Source organism: Dehalococcoidales bacterium, assembly GCA_041652735.1.
Classification (GTDB): domain Bacteria; phylum Chloroflexota; class Dehalococcoidia; order Dehalococcoidales; family RBG-16-60-22; genus RBG-13-51-18.
The window spans coordinates 1-15,349 of record JBAZGT010000024.1 but is presented as its reverse complement, the minus strand read 5'-3'; the positions used below and the strand labels follow the sequence as shown (position 1 = coordinate 15,349).

General features: G+C 57.2%; 16 protein-coding genes. 5 read left to right on the top strand and 11 right to left on the bottom strand.

The annotated features are described in order from the left end of the window. Position 1: 1 nt before the first annotated feature. Together WC370_08875 and WC370_08870 are read right to left on the bottom strand one after the other, a co-directional pair. A complete protein-coding gene (locus WC370_08875; GenBank protein MFA5309578.1) occupies positions 2 to 844 on the bottom strand; it encodes a DegV family protein in 843 nt (280 codons plus the stop codon). Positions 845 to 861: 17 nt separating this feature from the next. Continuing rightward, positions 862 to 2,496 carry a DAK2 domain-containing protein gene (locus tag WC370_08870; GenBank protein MFA5309577.1) on the bottom strand — a complete coding sequence of 545 codons (1,635 nt, stop codon included), beginning with the start codon at positions 2,494 to 2,496 and terminating at the stop codon, positions 862 to 864. A 142-nt stretch (positions 2,497 to 2,638) separates the two neighbouring features. On the opposite strand from WC370_08870, the gene rpmB reads away from it, so the two are divergent. Further along, positions 2,639 to 2,824 (top strand): 50S ribosomal protein L28, encoded by a 186-nt coding sequence (rpmB, locus tag WC370_08865; protein ID MFA5309576.1) that lies wholly within the window; start codon positions 2,639 to 2,641, stop codon positions 2,822 to 2,824. Positions 2,825 to 2,914: 90 nt separating this feature from the next. On the opposite strand, the gene WC370_08860 is transcribed toward rpmB, so the two are convergent. The 8 genes from WC370_08860 to argJ form a co-directional block, all read right to left on the bottom strand. Continuing rightward, positions 2,915 to 3,724 carry an ABC transporter permease gene (locus tag WC370_08860; GenBank protein ID MFA5309575.1) on the bottom strand — a complete coding sequence of 270 codons (810 nt, stop codon included), beginning with the start codon at positions 3,722 to 3,724 and terminating at the stop codon, positions 2,915 to 2,917. Next, entirely contained in the window at positions 3,717 to 4,442 is a 726-nt protein-coding gene (locus WC370_08855; GenBank protein MFA5309574.1) for an ABC transporter ATP-binding protein, read from the bottom strand. Before WC370_08855 ends, WC370_08860 begins: the two co-directional genes overlap by 8 nt. A 38-nt stretch (positions 4,443 to 4,480) precedes the next feature. Continuing rightward, positions 4,481 to 5,848: an argininosuccinate lyase gene (gene argH, locus WC370_08850; protein ID MFA5309573.1), complete on the bottom strand. Its 1,368-nt coding sequence runs from the start codon at positions 5,846 to 5,848 to the stop codon at positions 4,481 to 4,483. Between the two features lie 2 nt (positions 5,849 to 5,850). Then, entirely contained in the window at positions 5,851 to 7,098 is a 1,248-nt protein-coding gene (locus WC370_08845) for an argininosuccinate synthase (GenBank protein ID MFA5309572.1), read from the bottom strand. Between the two features lie 25 nt (positions 7,099 to 7,123). After that, positions 7,124 to 7,888, bottom strand: coding sequence for a hypothetical protein (locus WC370_08840; protein MFA5309571.1), 765 nt, complete (start codon positions 7,886 to 7,888; stop codon positions 7,124 to 7,126). A gap of 45 nt (positions 7,889 to 7,933) precedes the next feature. Next, positions 7,934 to 9,121, bottom strand: coding sequence for an aspartate aminotransferase family protein (locus WC370_08835; GenBank protein MFA5309570.1), 1,188 nt, complete (start codon positions 9,119 to 9,121; stop codon positions 7,934 to 7,936). A gap of 81 nt (positions 9,122 to 9,202) precedes the next feature. Further along, entirely contained in the window at positions 9,203 to 9,985 is a 783-nt protein-coding gene (gene argB / locus WC370_08830) for an acetylglutamate kinase (GenBank protein MFA5309569.1), read from the bottom strand. Positions 9,986 to 10,090: 105 nt separating this feature from the next. Then, positions 10,091 to 11,299 carry a bifunctional glutamate N-acetyltransferase/amino-acid acetyltransferase ArgJ gene (argJ, locus tag WC370_08825; GenBank protein MFA5309568.1) on the bottom strand — a complete coding sequence of 403 codons (1,209 nt, stop codon included), beginning with the start codon at positions 11,297 to 11,299 and terminating at the stop codon, positions 10,091 to 10,093. A gap of 160 nt (positions 11,300 to 11,459) precedes the next feature. Here argJ and WC370_08820 point away from each other — a divergent pair, with 160 nt between their 5' ends. Genes WC370_08820 through WC370_08805 form a run of 4 tightly spaced genes read left to right on the top strand, consistent with a single transcriptional unit; the run spans position 11,460 to position 13,962 of the window. After that, positions 11,460 to 12,233 carry a fumarylacetoacetate hydrolase family protein gene (locus WC370_08820; protein MFA5309567.1) on the top strand — a complete coding sequence of 258 codons (774 nt, stop codon included), beginning with the start codon at positions 11,460 to 11,462 and terminating at the stop codon, positions 12,231 to 12,233. 19 nt (positions 12,234 to 12,252) lie between these two features. Beyond that, on the top strand, positions 12,253 to 12,780 hold the full coding sequence (locus WC370_08815) for a hypothetical protein (GenBank protein MFA5309566.1): 528 nt from the start codon (positions 12,253 to 12,255) through the stop codon (positions 12,778 to 12,780). Positions 12,781 to 12,793: 13 nt separating this feature from the next. Continuing rightward, a complete protein-coding gene (locus tag WC370_08810) occupies positions 12,794 to 13,369 on the top strand; it encodes a pyruvate kinase alpha/beta domain-containing protein (GenBank protein ID MFA5309565.1) in 576 nt (191 codons plus the stop codon). Between the two features lie 14 nt (positions 13,370 to 13,383). Further along, positions 13,384 to 13,962 carry a ferredoxin-like protein gene (locus WC370_08805; GenBank protein ID MFA5309564.1) on the top strand — a complete coding sequence of 193 codons (579 nt, stop codon included), beginning with the start codon at positions 13,384 to 13,386 and terminating at the stop codon, positions 13,960 to 13,962. A gap of 127 nt (positions 13,963 to 14,089) precedes the next feature. Here WC370_08805 and WC370_08800 read toward each other — a convergent pair whose 3' ends face one another. Then, positions 14,090 to 14,872: an alpha/beta fold hydrolase gene (locus WC370_08800; protein MFA5309563.1), complete on the bottom strand. Its 783-nt coding sequence runs from the start codon at positions 14,870 to 14,872 to the stop codon at positions 14,090 to 14,092. Positions 14,873 to 15,349 lie beyond the last annotated feature (477 nt).

Sequence of the window (15,349 nt, the reverse complement as noted above, 5' to 3'; positions counted from 1 at the left end):
ACTACTTTTCAGCTTCAAGTACGGTCAAAGCCAGCGCCTTGGGGCCAGAATAGGTGCCTACTACCGGGCTGATGACGGAACGGTAGATTTTCTCCCTGGGGTAAATGGCCCCCAGGCGTTCCACCAGTTTATCGGCGTCGGCGGGGGTGGTGGCGTGCTCTACCGCCATTCCTTCTATCTTTTTGATTCCAGCCGCCACGTTATAGAGGTAGTCCAGACCGGCGGCCATCGAGCGTACCCGCGTCAGCGGGGCCATCTCGCCTTCTTTGGTAGTTAAAATGGGTTTAACGGACAGCACCGAGCCCAGCAGACCCTGGGCCTTGCCGATGCGCCCGCCCTTGGCCAGGTATTTCAATGTGTCGAAATAGGCTATCAGGTGGACGCGGGACATCGCGCTGCGCACCATATCCGCCACCTGCATCAGGTTCGCCCCATCCCTGACCATTTTAGCGGCGGCAATGACAAGCAGTCCCTGCCCCATCGCCACCTGGAGCGAATCTATAACCTCGATGTGGCAGTGGCCTTTCAGGTATTCTTTAGCCTGGGTGGCGGACTGGTAGGTGCCGGAAAGCTTGCTGGACACCACCACCACCAGGATTTCATCCGTTTCTTCCGCCAGCTTGCGGTAAACGGCGGCAAAATCATTAGGGGTGGGCTGGGTGGTGGACGGCAGTTTCGGTTCGTTAACCAGGCGGCGGTAAAAATCCTCGCTGGTGATATCGATGCGGTCGCGGTACATCTCTTCGCCGAACCGCACGTATAAGGGAATAACGGTTACGTCCAGTTTGGCAGCCAGGTCGCTGGTGATATCGGAGAGTGTATCCGTTACTATTTTTACCGTCATGAAGAAATTCCGCCTTTCTACTCTACGGAGATAATATAGCTGTAATGCGGTTGGTTCCCCTTGATAAGCTCTATTTGCAGGTGGGAATACTGCTCCGTGATGGCGGCACTCACCTGTTCCGCTTCCTCCACGGGGGTCTCGGCGCCGTAGTAGATGGTGACCACCTCGGCGTTTTTGGTATTTATCTTGGCCATAATCTTGTTAATGACATCCAGGTCGGTCTCCCCAGCCGCCACCAGGGCATCATCCAAGAGACCGATGGGCTGGCGGCGCTTTATCTGGAGGCCGTTTATCTTGGTGGCGCGCACGGCGCGCGTCACTTCAATCGTCTTAACGGAGGAAAGGGCTTTTTCCATGATTTCCGCATTGGCTTTAAAGTCCGCCTCGTAGTCGAAAGCGAGCAGGGCCACCACGCCCTGGGGGATGGTCCTGGTGGGCACGACTTTGACTTTCTTCTGCGTCAGCGACTGCACCTGCTCCGCGGTAAGGATGATGTTCTTGTTGTTGGGCAGGATGATAACGTTATCCGAGGCAGTGCTTTCCACCGCCAGTAGAATGTCCTTGGTGCTGGGGTTCATCGTCTGCCCGCCGGATACGACGGCTGCGGCACCCAGGCTGCCGAAAACGTCTTTCAGCCCGTCCCCGGACGCCACCGCGATAACGGAGGTGTCCGTGGTGGGCATTCTTTCTTTCTGCATCTCCAGGAAGTCCTGGTGCTGCTCATCCATGTTGCGGATGCTCATCTGGTGCAGCGTGCCCAGCTTGGTTGCCAGCTGGATGATATTGCCCGGCTCCAGAGTGTGAATATGGATACGTACCGCCGCTTCATCACCGACGACGATTAGCGATTCGCCCTTCTTTTCCAGCCGCTTCCTGATGACCTCCGGGTCCAGATCTTTGCCTTTGACAAGGAATTCCGTGCAGTAGCCGAAAGGCACTTCATCCACGCCGGCGGTCTGCGGCAGCGGCGCGGTCAGCGGCATTTCACTGACGATTATCTGCGGCTTGCGCAGTCGCATCAGCTCGGTTTCCCCCTTGAGATAACGTAGGGCTCCTTCCAGGATAGTGTAAATGCCCTGGCCCCCCGCGTCAACCACCCCGGCATCCTTGAGCACCCGGAGCAGGCGCGGCGTCCGCGCCACGGAGTCGCCGGCGGCGTTCACGGTAGCTTCCAGCATGGTCACGATGTCATCCGTGCCCAGCTTGACCTGTTTTTTGGCCTCGATGGCGGCGTCTTTCATCACGGTAAGCATGGTGCCTTCCACCGGATTGCTCACCCCTCTATATGCCACAGCCGCCGATTTGTGTAAGGCTTCAGCCATATCGGCGGCTGTAAAAGACTCTTTTCCTTCAAGGCCTTCCGCGAGGCCCCGCCACATCTGCGAGAGGATGACGCCGCTGTTGCCCCGGGCGCCCATCAGGGCGCCTTTAGCCATGGCGTGCGCCACGCCGGAGGCGCTGTGGTCCGGGGCGCGGTAGGCTTCCTCCATCGTCGAGCGCATGGTAAGCATCATATTGGTCCCGGTATCGCCGTCCGGCACCGGGAAAACGTTCAGGGCGTCTATATCCGCGGAGCTCTTTTCCAGCCAGGTCGTGGCGGCGGAAAACATGTCCCGCAGGTCCTGCCCTGCTACATTACCGATTTTTTTCATTTAACACCTTCCTTGCCAGTTTACGAGTGCTTTGTGTCTTCCCACCAAGGAGGCACTTCTTGCTAATCTCAATCCACTATGTTACTATGTAATAGCGCAATTTGCAATACCCTAATCGTAAAATCAAAGGAGATTCACTAAAGTGAAGTGCGATTTATGCGGCAAAATACCGCAATACGGTCATAATGTCAGCCATTCCAAACGCCATACCAACCGGGACTGGACGGCCAACATTCACCCCGCCACCATCCCAGTTGACGGCAAGATGAAGCACCTCAACCTTTGCACCAGATGCCTGCGCACCCAGAACAAAGCAGCCAAAGCTTAACCTCCCTGACATTTCATTTTCACGGACAGAAATCGACCTTGCAAGGTCGATTTCCTTTTTTATACGGGAATTACGGGACAGCATTTCAGGCTACGCGAGCTGCCTTCTTTTGCTAATCCAGATACTGGATACCAGGCCGCCCACCAGGTAAATCATCATGCCCCAGACGGCCATCCCGATGGTAAGAGCAGAAAAGCCGCCAATTTGATTACCCATCCCCCCTCCCAGGTTTAGTCCGTTAATCAGGTCTCTCGGATTGCCGTAAGGCAGGTTGATACTATCCCCCCCGGCGGATATCAGAAACCAGTACGGGTTATTGGTGAAACCGAGAATACTCTGGACGATGCCGGACAACACCCAGATGAAAAGGAGCGTCATTATCGTAGCGCCCATGGAGCCTTTGGAAACGGCGCTGAAAAAGAAGGTCAGTGAAAGTACGGAGGCCGCATAGATAAGGCACAGCCCGAACGACCCCAATATCTGTACGGGGACCTCGTGATAAATCACGCCCAGGGAAACGGCGATGATGATATAGGTGAAAATTATCAGCAGGGTCACCGCAATCAGCCCGGCTAAATATTTCCCGATCCACAATACTTCCCGTTTGATGGGGTTGGTGAAGAGCAGAAATCCTGTTTTTCCTTCAAACTCCCCGGCGATAGCGTCCCCGGCGAAGAATACGGCGCCGATAGCCGCCAGGCTGGGGCCTACCGTAAGAATGGTAGCCATGAGCATCACGCTGTCCGGATAGCCGCCGGTCATCAGCGTGGGCACCAGGATTAAGGCCAGGGCCTCAACCACCAGGGCGATGCCCAGGATGATGTAGAGACGCTTGCGGCGGATATGCTTGAGAAACTCGTACTTGATAACAATGCCTAATTTACCCCAAGTACTATTCAACGGAACCTCCCGTCAGCTGAAGATAGGCTTTTTCCAGCGTTTCATATTTCTTTTCCAGCTCGGCGATGCTTTCATAGGCCAGCAGCTGTCCGTTGTTGATGATAGCAACACGACTGCATATCTGGGTGACTTCCGCCATCTGGTGAGAGGCGAAGAATACCGTCTTTTTCTGGCCGGCGCCTTTAATGATTTCGCGGAACTCCACCACACCGCGGGGGTCCAGCCCCAGGCTGGGCTCGTCCAGGATTAAGACCGGCGGGTCATGCAGCAGGGACTGCGCCAGTCCCAGGCGCTGTTTCATGCCGCGGGAAAACTTCTCTATTTTTACCTTGCTCCACCGCTCCATCTTGACCAACTCGATTACTTCCTTGATGCGCTTTTTAAGGAAATCCCCCTTCATCCCCCGCAACTGCCCGAAGTAGTTCAGGCAGTCCTCCGGCGTGAGGTAGGAGTAAAACTCCGGGACCTCGATAATCGCGCCGATGTTGGCCAAAGCCTTTTCCGGCTGGGCGATGACATCGATGCCGTTGATATGGGCGCTGCCGGAGGTGGGGCGGATAAGGCCGCACAGGATTTTCAGCGTGGTGCTCTTGCCGGCGCCGTTGGGACCCAGCAGTCCGATATTTTCGTTGGCCGGCACGCGCAGGGACAGGTCGTTCAGCGCCAGGAACTTGTTATAATACTTGGTCAAATTTTCGATGACTATAGAGTCGTCCAAAAATATCACCCCCTGATTCTATCTTAGCACACTATCAACTAACCGGTAATACGCCTGGCTTTGGCCAGGGCTTTCTTTACCCTGCCCGGCGCGGTGCCCCCGATTACATTGCGCGCCGCCAGGGAAGTCTCCGCCGTGATGGCGAACACGTCTTTTTCAAAACGCGCCGAGAATTTCCGGTAGTCCTTTATGTCAAGCTCAGCGAGGCTTTTACCCTGCCCCGCCGCGTAGTTGACCAGCTTGCTTACTATCTCATGGGCGGCGCGGAACGCCTCGCCCTTTTTTACCAGGTAGTCCGCCAAATCCGTAGCTAATATATAGCCCCGCTCCGCCGCCCGGCGGGTATTTTCCGGTTTAACCTTGAGGGTTTTTATCAGGCCGGCAAAGACCCGTAAGGTCATTTGCAGCGTATCCACGGTATCAAAAAAGCCCTCTTTATCTTCCTGCATATCACGGTTATAGGCCAGCGGCAAGCCTTTCAGGGCGGTCAGCAGGGCCAGCAGGTTGCCGTAAACGCGCCCGGTCTTGCCCCGCGCCAGCTCCGCCGTATCCGGGTTCTTTTTCTGAGGCATGATGCTGCTGCTGGTGGCGTAGGCGTCATCCAGCTCGATGAAGCTGAACTCCGCGGAAGACCACAGCACTATTTCCTCCGCCAGGCGGGAAAGGTGCATCATGGCGATGCTGGCGGCGGCTTCATATTCCAGGATAAAATCACGGTCGGACACGGCGTCCAGGCTGTTTTGGCTTATGCGGCTGAAGCCCAGCTCTTTAGCCACGGACTCCCTATCGATAGCGTAAGGGACGCCGGCCAGCGCGCCGGAGCCCAGCGGCATCACGTCCGCCCTTTTCAGGCAGTCCCGGAAACGGGCGATATCACGCTCCAGCATTTCAAAATAGGCCAGGAAATGGTGCGCCAGCAGCACCGGCTGGGCCACCTGCAAATGGGTGTAGCCGGGGATGATGACCTTGATATTGGCTTCCGCCGCGTCCAGCAGCGCCCGCTGCATTTCTATTATGTCATTTACCGTTGCCGCGATGGCTTCTTTGGTGAAAAGGCGCATGTCCAGCGCCACCTGGTCATTGCGGGAGCGGGCGGTATGCAGGCGGCGGCCGGCGTCGCCGATGAGCTCAATCAGGCGCGATTCCACGGCCATGTGGATGTCTTCCAGCTCCGGCTTGAAAGCGAACTTGCCCTGGACTATCTCTTCACGGATAGTTTCCAGACCTTTGACGATGGCACCGGCGTCCGCCGCGGTGATAATACCCTGTTTGGCGAGCATCCCGGCGTGGGCGATGCTGCCGGCAATATCCTGCTTGAAAAGTCGCTTATCGAACGCCAGGGAGGAGGTGTACTGCGCCGCCAGCGCATCCGCCGGCTTGCTGAAACGACCCCTGATATGGCTCATTGTTATTTCTTTTCTTCCCCGTCCGGCCCCATAATGCCCAGAGGGCTTTCCTTGTCCTGCAAGAGCTGTATCTGCGCCTGCGTCTTGACCGGCAGGCCCCAAAGGCGGATAAAGCCCTCAGCGTCTTTCTGGTTAAACTTATCCCCCTTATCATATGTCGCCAGGCTTAAGTTGTAAAGTGACCAGGGCGATTTGCGCCCGACCACGGTGGCATTACCCTTGAAAAGCTTGACCCTGACCGTGCCGGTCACGTAGCGCTGCGAGCTTAAGATGTAAGCGGACAGGTCCCGGTTCAACTGGCTGAACCACAGCCCGTTATAAATAAGGTCGGCGCACTCTACGGAGACCTTCTGCTTGAAGCGGAGCTGGTCCTTGGACAGGCACATGGCTTCCAGCGCCTGATGCGCCTGTATCAGCAGCACCGCCGCCGGCGCCTCGTAGATTTCCCGGCTCTTTATCCCCACCACCCGGTTTTCTATATGGTCGATACGGCCGATGCCGTGCCTGCCGGCGATTTCATTCATCCGCTGCACCAGGGCGATGCCCGGCATTTCCTTGCCGTCGATAGCCGTCGGGATGCCTTTCTCAAAGGTTATCTCCACGTACTGCGGTTTGGCCGGGGCTTCGTCCGGGGATTTCGTCCAGGTATAAACGTCCGCGGGGGGCTCGGTCCAGGGGTCTTCCAGCGCGCCGCACTCGATGCTCTTGCCCCACAGGTTTTCATCGATGGAATAGGGGCTTTTTTTGGTGACCGGGATGGGGATTTCATGGTCCAGCGCGTACTTGATAGTCTGCTCGCGCGTCATGCCCCATTCGCGGGCGGGCGCCATTATCTTCATATCCGGCGCCAGGGAGTTGATGCCCACCTCAAACCGCACCTGGTCGTTGCCCTTGCCGGTGCAGCCGTGGGCGATAGCGGAAGCCCCTTCCGCCACCGCGGTATCCACCAGCAGCTTGGCCATCAGCGGCCGGGACAGGGCCGTAGCCAGGGGGTACTGTCCCTCATAGAGAGCGTTGGCCTGCAAGGCCGGGTAAACGAAATACTTGACGAACGACTCTTTGGCGTCGATGACCCGCGCCTTGATGGCGCCCATTTTCAGGGCTTTCTGCTTTACCGCGGCAAAGTCCTTCTCGTTACCCACGTCGATGGTAACGGCGATAACATCTACATTATACTTTTCCTGGAGCCACTTAATGGCGACGGACGTATCCACGCCGCCGCTGTATGCCAGGACGATTTTTTCTTTCACGAGATTCCTCCGTTCATCGTGGTCATTATTTCGCCGCGAAATTACTTTCTAAAAATTTGATAACCGCGGAACTCACGCCCGGGTACTGCCAGGAATAGTCATGCCCCGGCGCTTTGAGCCAGCTTAAAATAGTCCCCGGATGGTTTTTCCGCCCGAACCAGCTCTTGGCGGTAGCCCACAACATGGCCCGCAACTGGCCGTTGCTGAAGGTATCTACATAGCTACCGTTACTGTTCATACTCAAAGTTCTTTCCTGTACGACCGGCCGGTGCCAGAACGGCATACCGGTCTGGATGCTATATACGTTCTGTCTGTCTCTCAAGACGCGCATCGTTTTTTCCGAAATAACCGTGCCGGTGCTTTCGCCGGCGATGATTATCTTCAAAGCGGGCAGGTTATCGATCAGGAATTCCACCCTCCGGGCAAGGTCTTTGGTTTTCTGAGGATAGCGATAGGCCGCCTCAAAAAACTCCCTGATGCTGCTCCGCAGCCCGCTGCCCGTCCGGCGGTAGTTTAGCACCAGCGGCTGATAGCCCAGCGTTACCAGCTGCGCCTTAATAGCGTCGAGAATGCCGGCCCAGCCGGGCGTATCTTTCGTTAAATTCCACCCCATTCCCCCTGAATTAAAGAAGATAACGACATCTTTGGCGCGGGCTTCGATATAGGTAGACAGCAACTCGTCGGCGTAGGCTTTGGTCTTTTCACGGCTCGAGCGTACCGCTTTCTTCGCTATCCGGGCGGCGTTATCGATTACTTTTTGGGGTATGGCGGAATAATCCAACTTCGCCATGTTTGGTTCCTGAATACCTATGTATTTAGCCATTTGCTCTCTGAATCATCCCGCCAATCCGGAGAATACCCCGTCCAGTATGCCGATAGCCTCATCCACCTCTTTACGGCCGATAATCAGCGGGGGGATAAGGCGGACGGCGTTCGGCTTGAGCCGGTTGACCAGCAAGCCCTGCTCGATACAGGCGGCGACCACGGCCTTGGCCATCTCGCGGTTGAAGTAGACGGCGATAAGCAGCCCGCGCCCCCGCACCTCCGTGATGAAGGGGTACTTTTGCTTGAGCCCGTCCAGCCTGCCCATGAGGTATTCCCCGACCTTTCCGGCGTTGCCGGGGACATCGTTATCGATAATGTACTTAAGCGCGGCGTAAGCCGCCGCGCTGGTAAGCGCGTTCCCCCCGAAGGTGGCATTATGGTCGCCCAGGGTCAGGACGGCGCACTTTTCTTTGGCCAGGAAAGCACCGATGGGCACGCCGCCGCCCAGCCCTTTGGCCAGGGTCAGGACGTCCGGCTCGATGCCGTACACCTGGTAGCCGAACAGCGCCCCCAGACGCCCGATGCCGGTCTGCACCTCGTCCAGGATAAGCAGGATGCTCTTTTGGTCGCACCAGGCGCGGACTTTTTTCAGGTAGTCGTCAGTCGGGATATTGACGCCGCCCTCGGCCTGGATAGGCTCCAGCATCACGGCGCAGGTTTTAGAGGTGGTGGCCGCTTTAATCGCTTCGATGTCATTGTTTTTAACGTTGACAAAGCCCGCCGGCATCGGTTGGAAGGGCGCCTGCATTTTAGGCTGGCCGGTGGCCGCCGTCATGGCCAGGGAACGCCCGTGAAAAGACTCGAAAGTGGTAATGACTTCATAGGCGCCGTTGAGTTTGAGCGCCCCGTAGCGCCGCGCCAGCTTGACCGCGCCCTCGTTGGCTTCCAGGCCGCTGTTGCAGATAAAGACCCGGTCCAGACAGGAGTTTTTTACCAGCAGCTCGGCCAGCTTCAGCATGGGCATGTTGTAGTACCAGAGCGAGCTCTGGATCAGGGTATTGGCCTGCTCCGTGATGGCGGCGACCACTACCGGGTGGCAATGCCCCAGGCTGTTGACCGCCAGTCCTCCCACAAAGTCCAGGTACTCCTTGCCTTTATCGTCCCAGACCCGCGCCCCCTTCCCCCTGGCGATAGTCACGGGGTCGCGCACGATGGTCTGCATGTAGTATTTTTTATCTATTTCCGGCCAGTCCGTCATATTTCCTTCTTTAATAAGCGGCAAGTAACAAGAGTCGAGTATCAAACCCCTCCTCCTTTGTCACCTGCTACTTGATATTTGCTACTTAACGATGGTTGTTCCTCCGCCGCCGTTCTCAAACTCGCGCAACAGGGCGTGCGGCTGCCGCCCGTCGATAATACAGGACGCCGCGCCGCCGTGCAAAGCCCGCAAGCAGGCGTTAATCTTGGGAATCATGCCCCCGTTGATAACGCCTGAGTTTACCATGCCTTCCGCCTCGGCCTGAGATACGCGCGGTATCTTCTGCCCGGAGCCGTCTTTGATGCCGTCCACATCCGTGAGGAAGATAAGCCTCCGGGCGCCCAGCGCCGCCGCTATCTCCCCCGCGATGGGGTCGCCGTTAGCGTTAATCATACCCGGTGAGTCCGCCTGTCTTTCCAGGGCGAACAGGCTTACCGGCGCTACCACCGGCACGAAGCCCGCCCCGAGCAGCGCTTCCAGCACGCCCGGGTTCACTTTTTCCACCGCCCCCACGTAGCCCATGTCCCGGTCTTTAACCCGACTCTCAATCAGCGAGCCGTCAACGCCGCTGATGCCGACCGCCCGGCCGCCCTTGATATTGATGGCCGCGGTGATTTCTTTATTGACCAGCCCGGCCAGCACTGCCGTCACCACTTCCAGCGCGGGCAGGTCGGTGACGCGTTCACCGCGCACGAAATGAGTGGTGATGCCCATCTTTTTTAGCCAGCCGGTGACGATATTACCGCCGCCGTGCACCACCACCAGCGGCTTGCCCTGCTGCTGCAGAGTAACGATGTCCTCCACGGTGGTGTCCCCGCTCTTAAAAGTAGAGCCGCCGATTTTAATAACCGTGATATCTTTCATTTTACCTTATTGCCTTTTTTATTCTATCGGAAATGATATGAGGAATAAATAACCAAGATACAAATCAAATCTTAAATACCAAATCTCAAAAATTAGCCCCATCCCCTACGTCGTATATTCGGCATTGATTTTCACGTACTCCGCGGAAAGGTCGCACCCCCAGGCCGTCGCTTCGCCTTTGCCTGAATGCAGGTCGAGGGTTATCATGACCTCCCGGCCGCCCAGGTGTTTTACCACCTCTTTTTTATCGAAAGCGGCGGCCAGGCCGTTTTGCACCACGCGCACCGCGCCGATGTACAGCTCCGCTTTGCTTTCCTCCAAAGCCGCCCCGCTCCGCCCCGCCGCCGCCAGCACCCTCCCCCAGTTGGGGTCGCACCCGTGCACCGCCGTTTTCACCAGCGAGGAGCTGACGATAGTCCTGGCGGCCAGCCGCGCGTCCCTGGTATTAACCGCGCCCTGGACTTTCACTTCAATCAGCCGGGTAGCGCCTTCGCCGTCACGGGCGGCCTGGCGCGCCAGGTAAATACATATTTTATCCAGCGCCCGCTGGAATACCCCGGCCTGTTTACTCCCGGCCGTAATGGGCTTTTCTTTAGCGGCGCCGTTGGCCATTAACAGCACGGTATCGTTGGTGCTGCCGTCGCCGTCGATAGACAGCATGTTAAAAGAAACATCAGCCGCTTTGCGCAGCATTTTTTTCAGCAAATCCTTATCTATGGCGGCATCGGTGGTCAGGAAGCAGAGCATGGTAGCCAGGTTGGGGTGAATCATCCCCGACCCCTTCAGCATCCCCCCGATGGTAAAGCCCGCCGCTTTAACCGCCGCCTCTTTGGGCACCGTGTCCGTGGTCATAATCGCCCGGGCGAGGTCGTGCCCGCCCTCCGCCGTCAGCTTGATTTGGGGAATACCCTCACGGATACGCGCCGCCGGCAAAGGTACGCCGATAACCCCGGTGCTGGCCGCCAGCACGCTTTCCGGTTTAACGCCGGTGTGCCGCGCCGCCAGCGCGGTCATCTCCACAGCGTCCGCCATGCCCTGCCTGCCGGTGCAGGCGTTGGCGCAGCCGCTGTTCATCACCACCGCGCTTATCCCGCCCCCGGCCAGCCGCGCCATATCCAGCAATACCGGCGCCGCCTTGACCTTATTGGTGGTAAAGACCGCCGCCGCCGCGCAGGGGGTGGGAGAAAAAAGTATCCCCAGGTCTAAGCGTTGGGGGTCCTGATACTTGATACCGGCGTGAACCGCTCCGGCTAAAAACCCTCCGGGCGAGGTGACCCCGCCGGAGGGGATAAAATCCGACTCCGTTTTCATCATTTAAATATAGCATATTCAGGCACGGCGGGCAATTATGTTAATCCTTTTTTCCCGCTTGAAACTACGAAGGCCGGGTGTTAAACTCAACTTAGCATCCGTCACCCGTCCGGGAGGCAGGTTTTGAGCCCGCGGGGCGGAGTCAAGGGGAGTTCAGGATAAGATGAAAATAGTGCGTTTCAGCCACGGCGCCAGGGGCGAGTACGGCATACTCTACGAGGACGCCGTGCGCGGCATCGAGGGCTCACCGTTCGAGGAAATCACCGAGACCAACCGGTACTACCGCCTGAGCGATTTAAAGCTGCTGGCGCCCTGCCAGCCGTCCAAGATAGTGGCGCTGGGAGTGAACTACCACAGCCACAGCGACGAGATGAATCACGCCCCGCCCGATGAGCCGCTCATCTTTATCAAGCCCTCCACCGCCGTCGCCGGGCCGGAGGATGGAATCGTTTATCCCCCCTCCTCCGCCCGCGTGGACTACGAGGGGGAGCTGGGGGTGGTAATAAAATCGGTCACGCGGCAGGTCTCCCCGGAAACGGCGAAAAACTACATCCTGGGCTATACCTGCGTCAATGACGTCACCGCCCGCGACCTCCAGGCCAAGGACAAGCAATGGACGCGCGCCAAAGGGTTCGACACTTTCTGCCCCATCGGCCCGTGCATCGAGACGGAGATAAGCCCGTATGATTTGCCGCTGGAGACGCGGCTGAACGGCATCATCAAACAGCAGGCGCGCACCTCCCAGCTAATCTTCCCCGTTTACGAGCTGGTGAGCTTTGTTTCCCATATCATGACCCTGCTTCCCGGCGATATTATCTCCACCGGCACGCCCGGCGGCATCGGCCCCATGCAGCCCGGGGACACGGTAGAGGTGAAGATAGAGGGCATCGGCACTTTAAGGAACTACGTTATCCGGCATGAGATAGACCCGAAATAGCGTATGTGGAGATGTGATAGTGAAATTATCGGTTCCGCAAATAGTTCTCGGCGTACTCATCGTTTTTGCCTGCTGTTATGTCACCGGCTGGATGATTTTCCGGGCTCCGGACCAGTCCATCCCCACCACTTTTTTTACTAATGAAACCGGGAGGTATTTCTCCCTCGGCCCCGAGCACGAAACCCTCTTTAACGTTTCCCGGTACGGCTCTTACCTGCTGCCGTTTCTCGGCGTCTCTCTGCTGATTATCGGCACGGTACGGGTCGTCAAATCCGGGGTGTTCACCCGGAGATTTGCCGCCGTGGATATCATCATCGGCGTAGTGCTGGCGGGGTTGGCTGTCTTCATCGTTTGCTGGGGCTACCCGACCACGTTTCTGTCCAAGGCAGTGCCCGGAAGTGATGACCAATTCATTACTATTATCGATCCGGGAAGGGGAATGATCGGACCGCAGCTGGCTACCGGCGCAATAATTCTTTTCAGTGTGATAGTGCTGGGAGCAGGCATTACCCGGCTGGTAAAATCAAGAAAGTCGGCGATTTCTTAATTCAAGGAGCGTCATGGAACAAAAGACCGTTTATTTTGAAAAACCCGGCGGCGAAGAAAATACCGCCAGAACGCTGGAGCTGGCCAAGGCCCGCGCGGACGAACTGGGCATCAAGACAGTGGTGGTGGCTTCCACCGTCGGCGCCACGGGGGTAAAAGCGGTGGAGGTCTTTAAAGGCTATAAGGTGGTGGTGGTGACGCATACCGACGGCTTTGCCGAGCCCAATACCCAGGAGCTGACCGCGGCAAACCGGAAAATCATCGAGGCTAAAGGCGGTATTATCCTCACCACCGCCCACGCCCTGGGCGGCATCCAGCGCGCTTTAGCCAAGACCATGCCGCCGCCGCCCTCCTCCGCCATCGGGGACATCGTGGCCATGAGCCTGCGCATGTTCGGGCAGGGCACGAAAGTGGCCTGTGAAATCGCCGCCATGGCGGCGGACGCCGGGCTGGTACGCACGGACGGAGAAATCGTATCCATCGGCGGCACGGGGCGGGGGGCGGATACGGCGCTGGTACTACAGCCGGAAAACGTGCACCGCTTTTTCAATATCAAGGTCAAGGAAATTATCTGTAAACCGCGTCTCTAAGGCAGGAATATAAAATGCACCATACACTCAAGTTCTATAACGCCAACCGGCCCAACATCCTGCGGCTGTACATGTTTTTCGCGAGAGGGGTACGTATTCCTCTTTTAGGCGGGCTGGTGAGGAAAATCGCCAACTACTACGGCCGCAGCCAACACCGCGCCCATTTACTCACCGCCGCGGAAGCGGAAGAGCTGGTAGCCGCGGCCGGGGGCGTGGCCGCCGCGCCGTGCACCTGCCGGCAACTCTACCATAAGTGCAGCCACCCCACGGACAACGAGATACTGCTGGCGCCGTCACGCCACATTCTGGAGGAAGCGCTGCCGCATGACGCGCAGGAAATCACCCGGGAAAAAGCCCTGGAAACGCTCAAGGACAGCCAGCGGCGCGGTTTGATTTTAACCGTGCTGAAGTGCCGCGGCGACTATTACGCCATATGCAGCTGCTGTTCCTGCTGCTGCGTGCCGCTGCGGCTGTCCAAGCAGTACGGCATCGGGGAGGTGGTGGTGCGGCACAAGGACATCGTCAGCGAGTTCCGGGCCTACGTGGCCGCCCACGCCCACGATGACGAACACGGGCACTCACATGAACACTGAGCTTATATTAAACGCTCACCCTGAGTTTATCGAAGGGTGAGTTTATCGAAGGATAAAGTTGTTTCAAAATAAGACCTCATGGTCCGACAGGGCTCACCACGAGCGGACGGTACAAGCCCGCGTTAGTCTACCCTAAAAAACCCGTAATCAGGCTGGAAAATTTCTTCAGCTGTTCCCGGTGGACGTTGTGCCCGCTTTTCTTGAACACCTCGATGCGGCAGTCCGGTATGGACATGGCCGCGCGGTAGGCCTGCTTCACCGGCACCACGGGGTCGCGCCCGCCCCAGACTAAAAGCGTCGGCACCTTGATATCGGGCAGGCGCTTTTCCAGCACCAGGGTCTGCTCGCGGAAAGAGGAAATATTGCCGCCGATGGCCACGCTGGCCGGGGAAAGCGGCATGATGTACTTGGCCGGGTTAAGGGACCTGGCCGCCCAGATAATGCTCTTGAAGATAAATTCCACCATGGCGCCCAGCGACCGCATGATAGCCGGCAGCGTAAAAAGTCGCAGCCAGAAAGCTATTTCCCGCCCCAGGCACAGGCTGCTGACCAGCACCAGTTTTCTGATTTTATGCGGGAACTTTAACGTATAGTCCAGGGCGATGCCGCCGCCCAGGGAATGCCCGATAATATAGAATGTCTCCAGACCCAGGCTCCCGGCGAACTTGTCCACGAAGTCCGTCAGCTCCGGGATATAGTAGTCCCCGTCCAGCCGCTGGCTGCCGCCGTAGCCGGGGAGGTCCGGGGCATAGACGGTGTACTTTTCCGCCAGCGCGCCGATGTTCTTGCGCCAGGTACGCGCATCGCCGCCGCCGCCGTGTATCACCACCAGAGGCTCTCCCCGCCCCGCCGTATAGTAGAGGACGTCCCGCCCGTCCACTTTTATCGTTTTACCCTGCATGTTATCCATAGTTATATCCTTAAACCGTGACGGCGGAAAATCCCGACCGTGATAAATCTTAGGCTGGTGAAGATACGCCGGCGTCTCAAAAAACCGGCGCGCCGTCACAATATCTTCACAAAAATTACCTTCACTATATATAACGCCGGCGGGGGGCAAACGGTTACGCGGGCAGCCTCTATTGATATAGTATTGGGCTTAAAGAGCCGGAGCAATAGCCTGATACCGTACTTTAGGGGGATGCCTACCCCGTATTTTCGCCGCCCCTATTCTTAATTCTAGCCTGAGGAGTGTTAAAAACACGTTACAAAAGTCGCATATCAGGTGGGATTTTGGAGATAAAAAAAGAGGGGCAGGATGTGAACTGCACCCCTAAAGTTGGACAGTATGATATGCTGGAAATAACTTTAGGGGTGTATTTTTATGCCAAAAGGGAAACCGTATACCGGGAAGTTTAAACAAACGGTAGTAGAAGACATCAGGAAG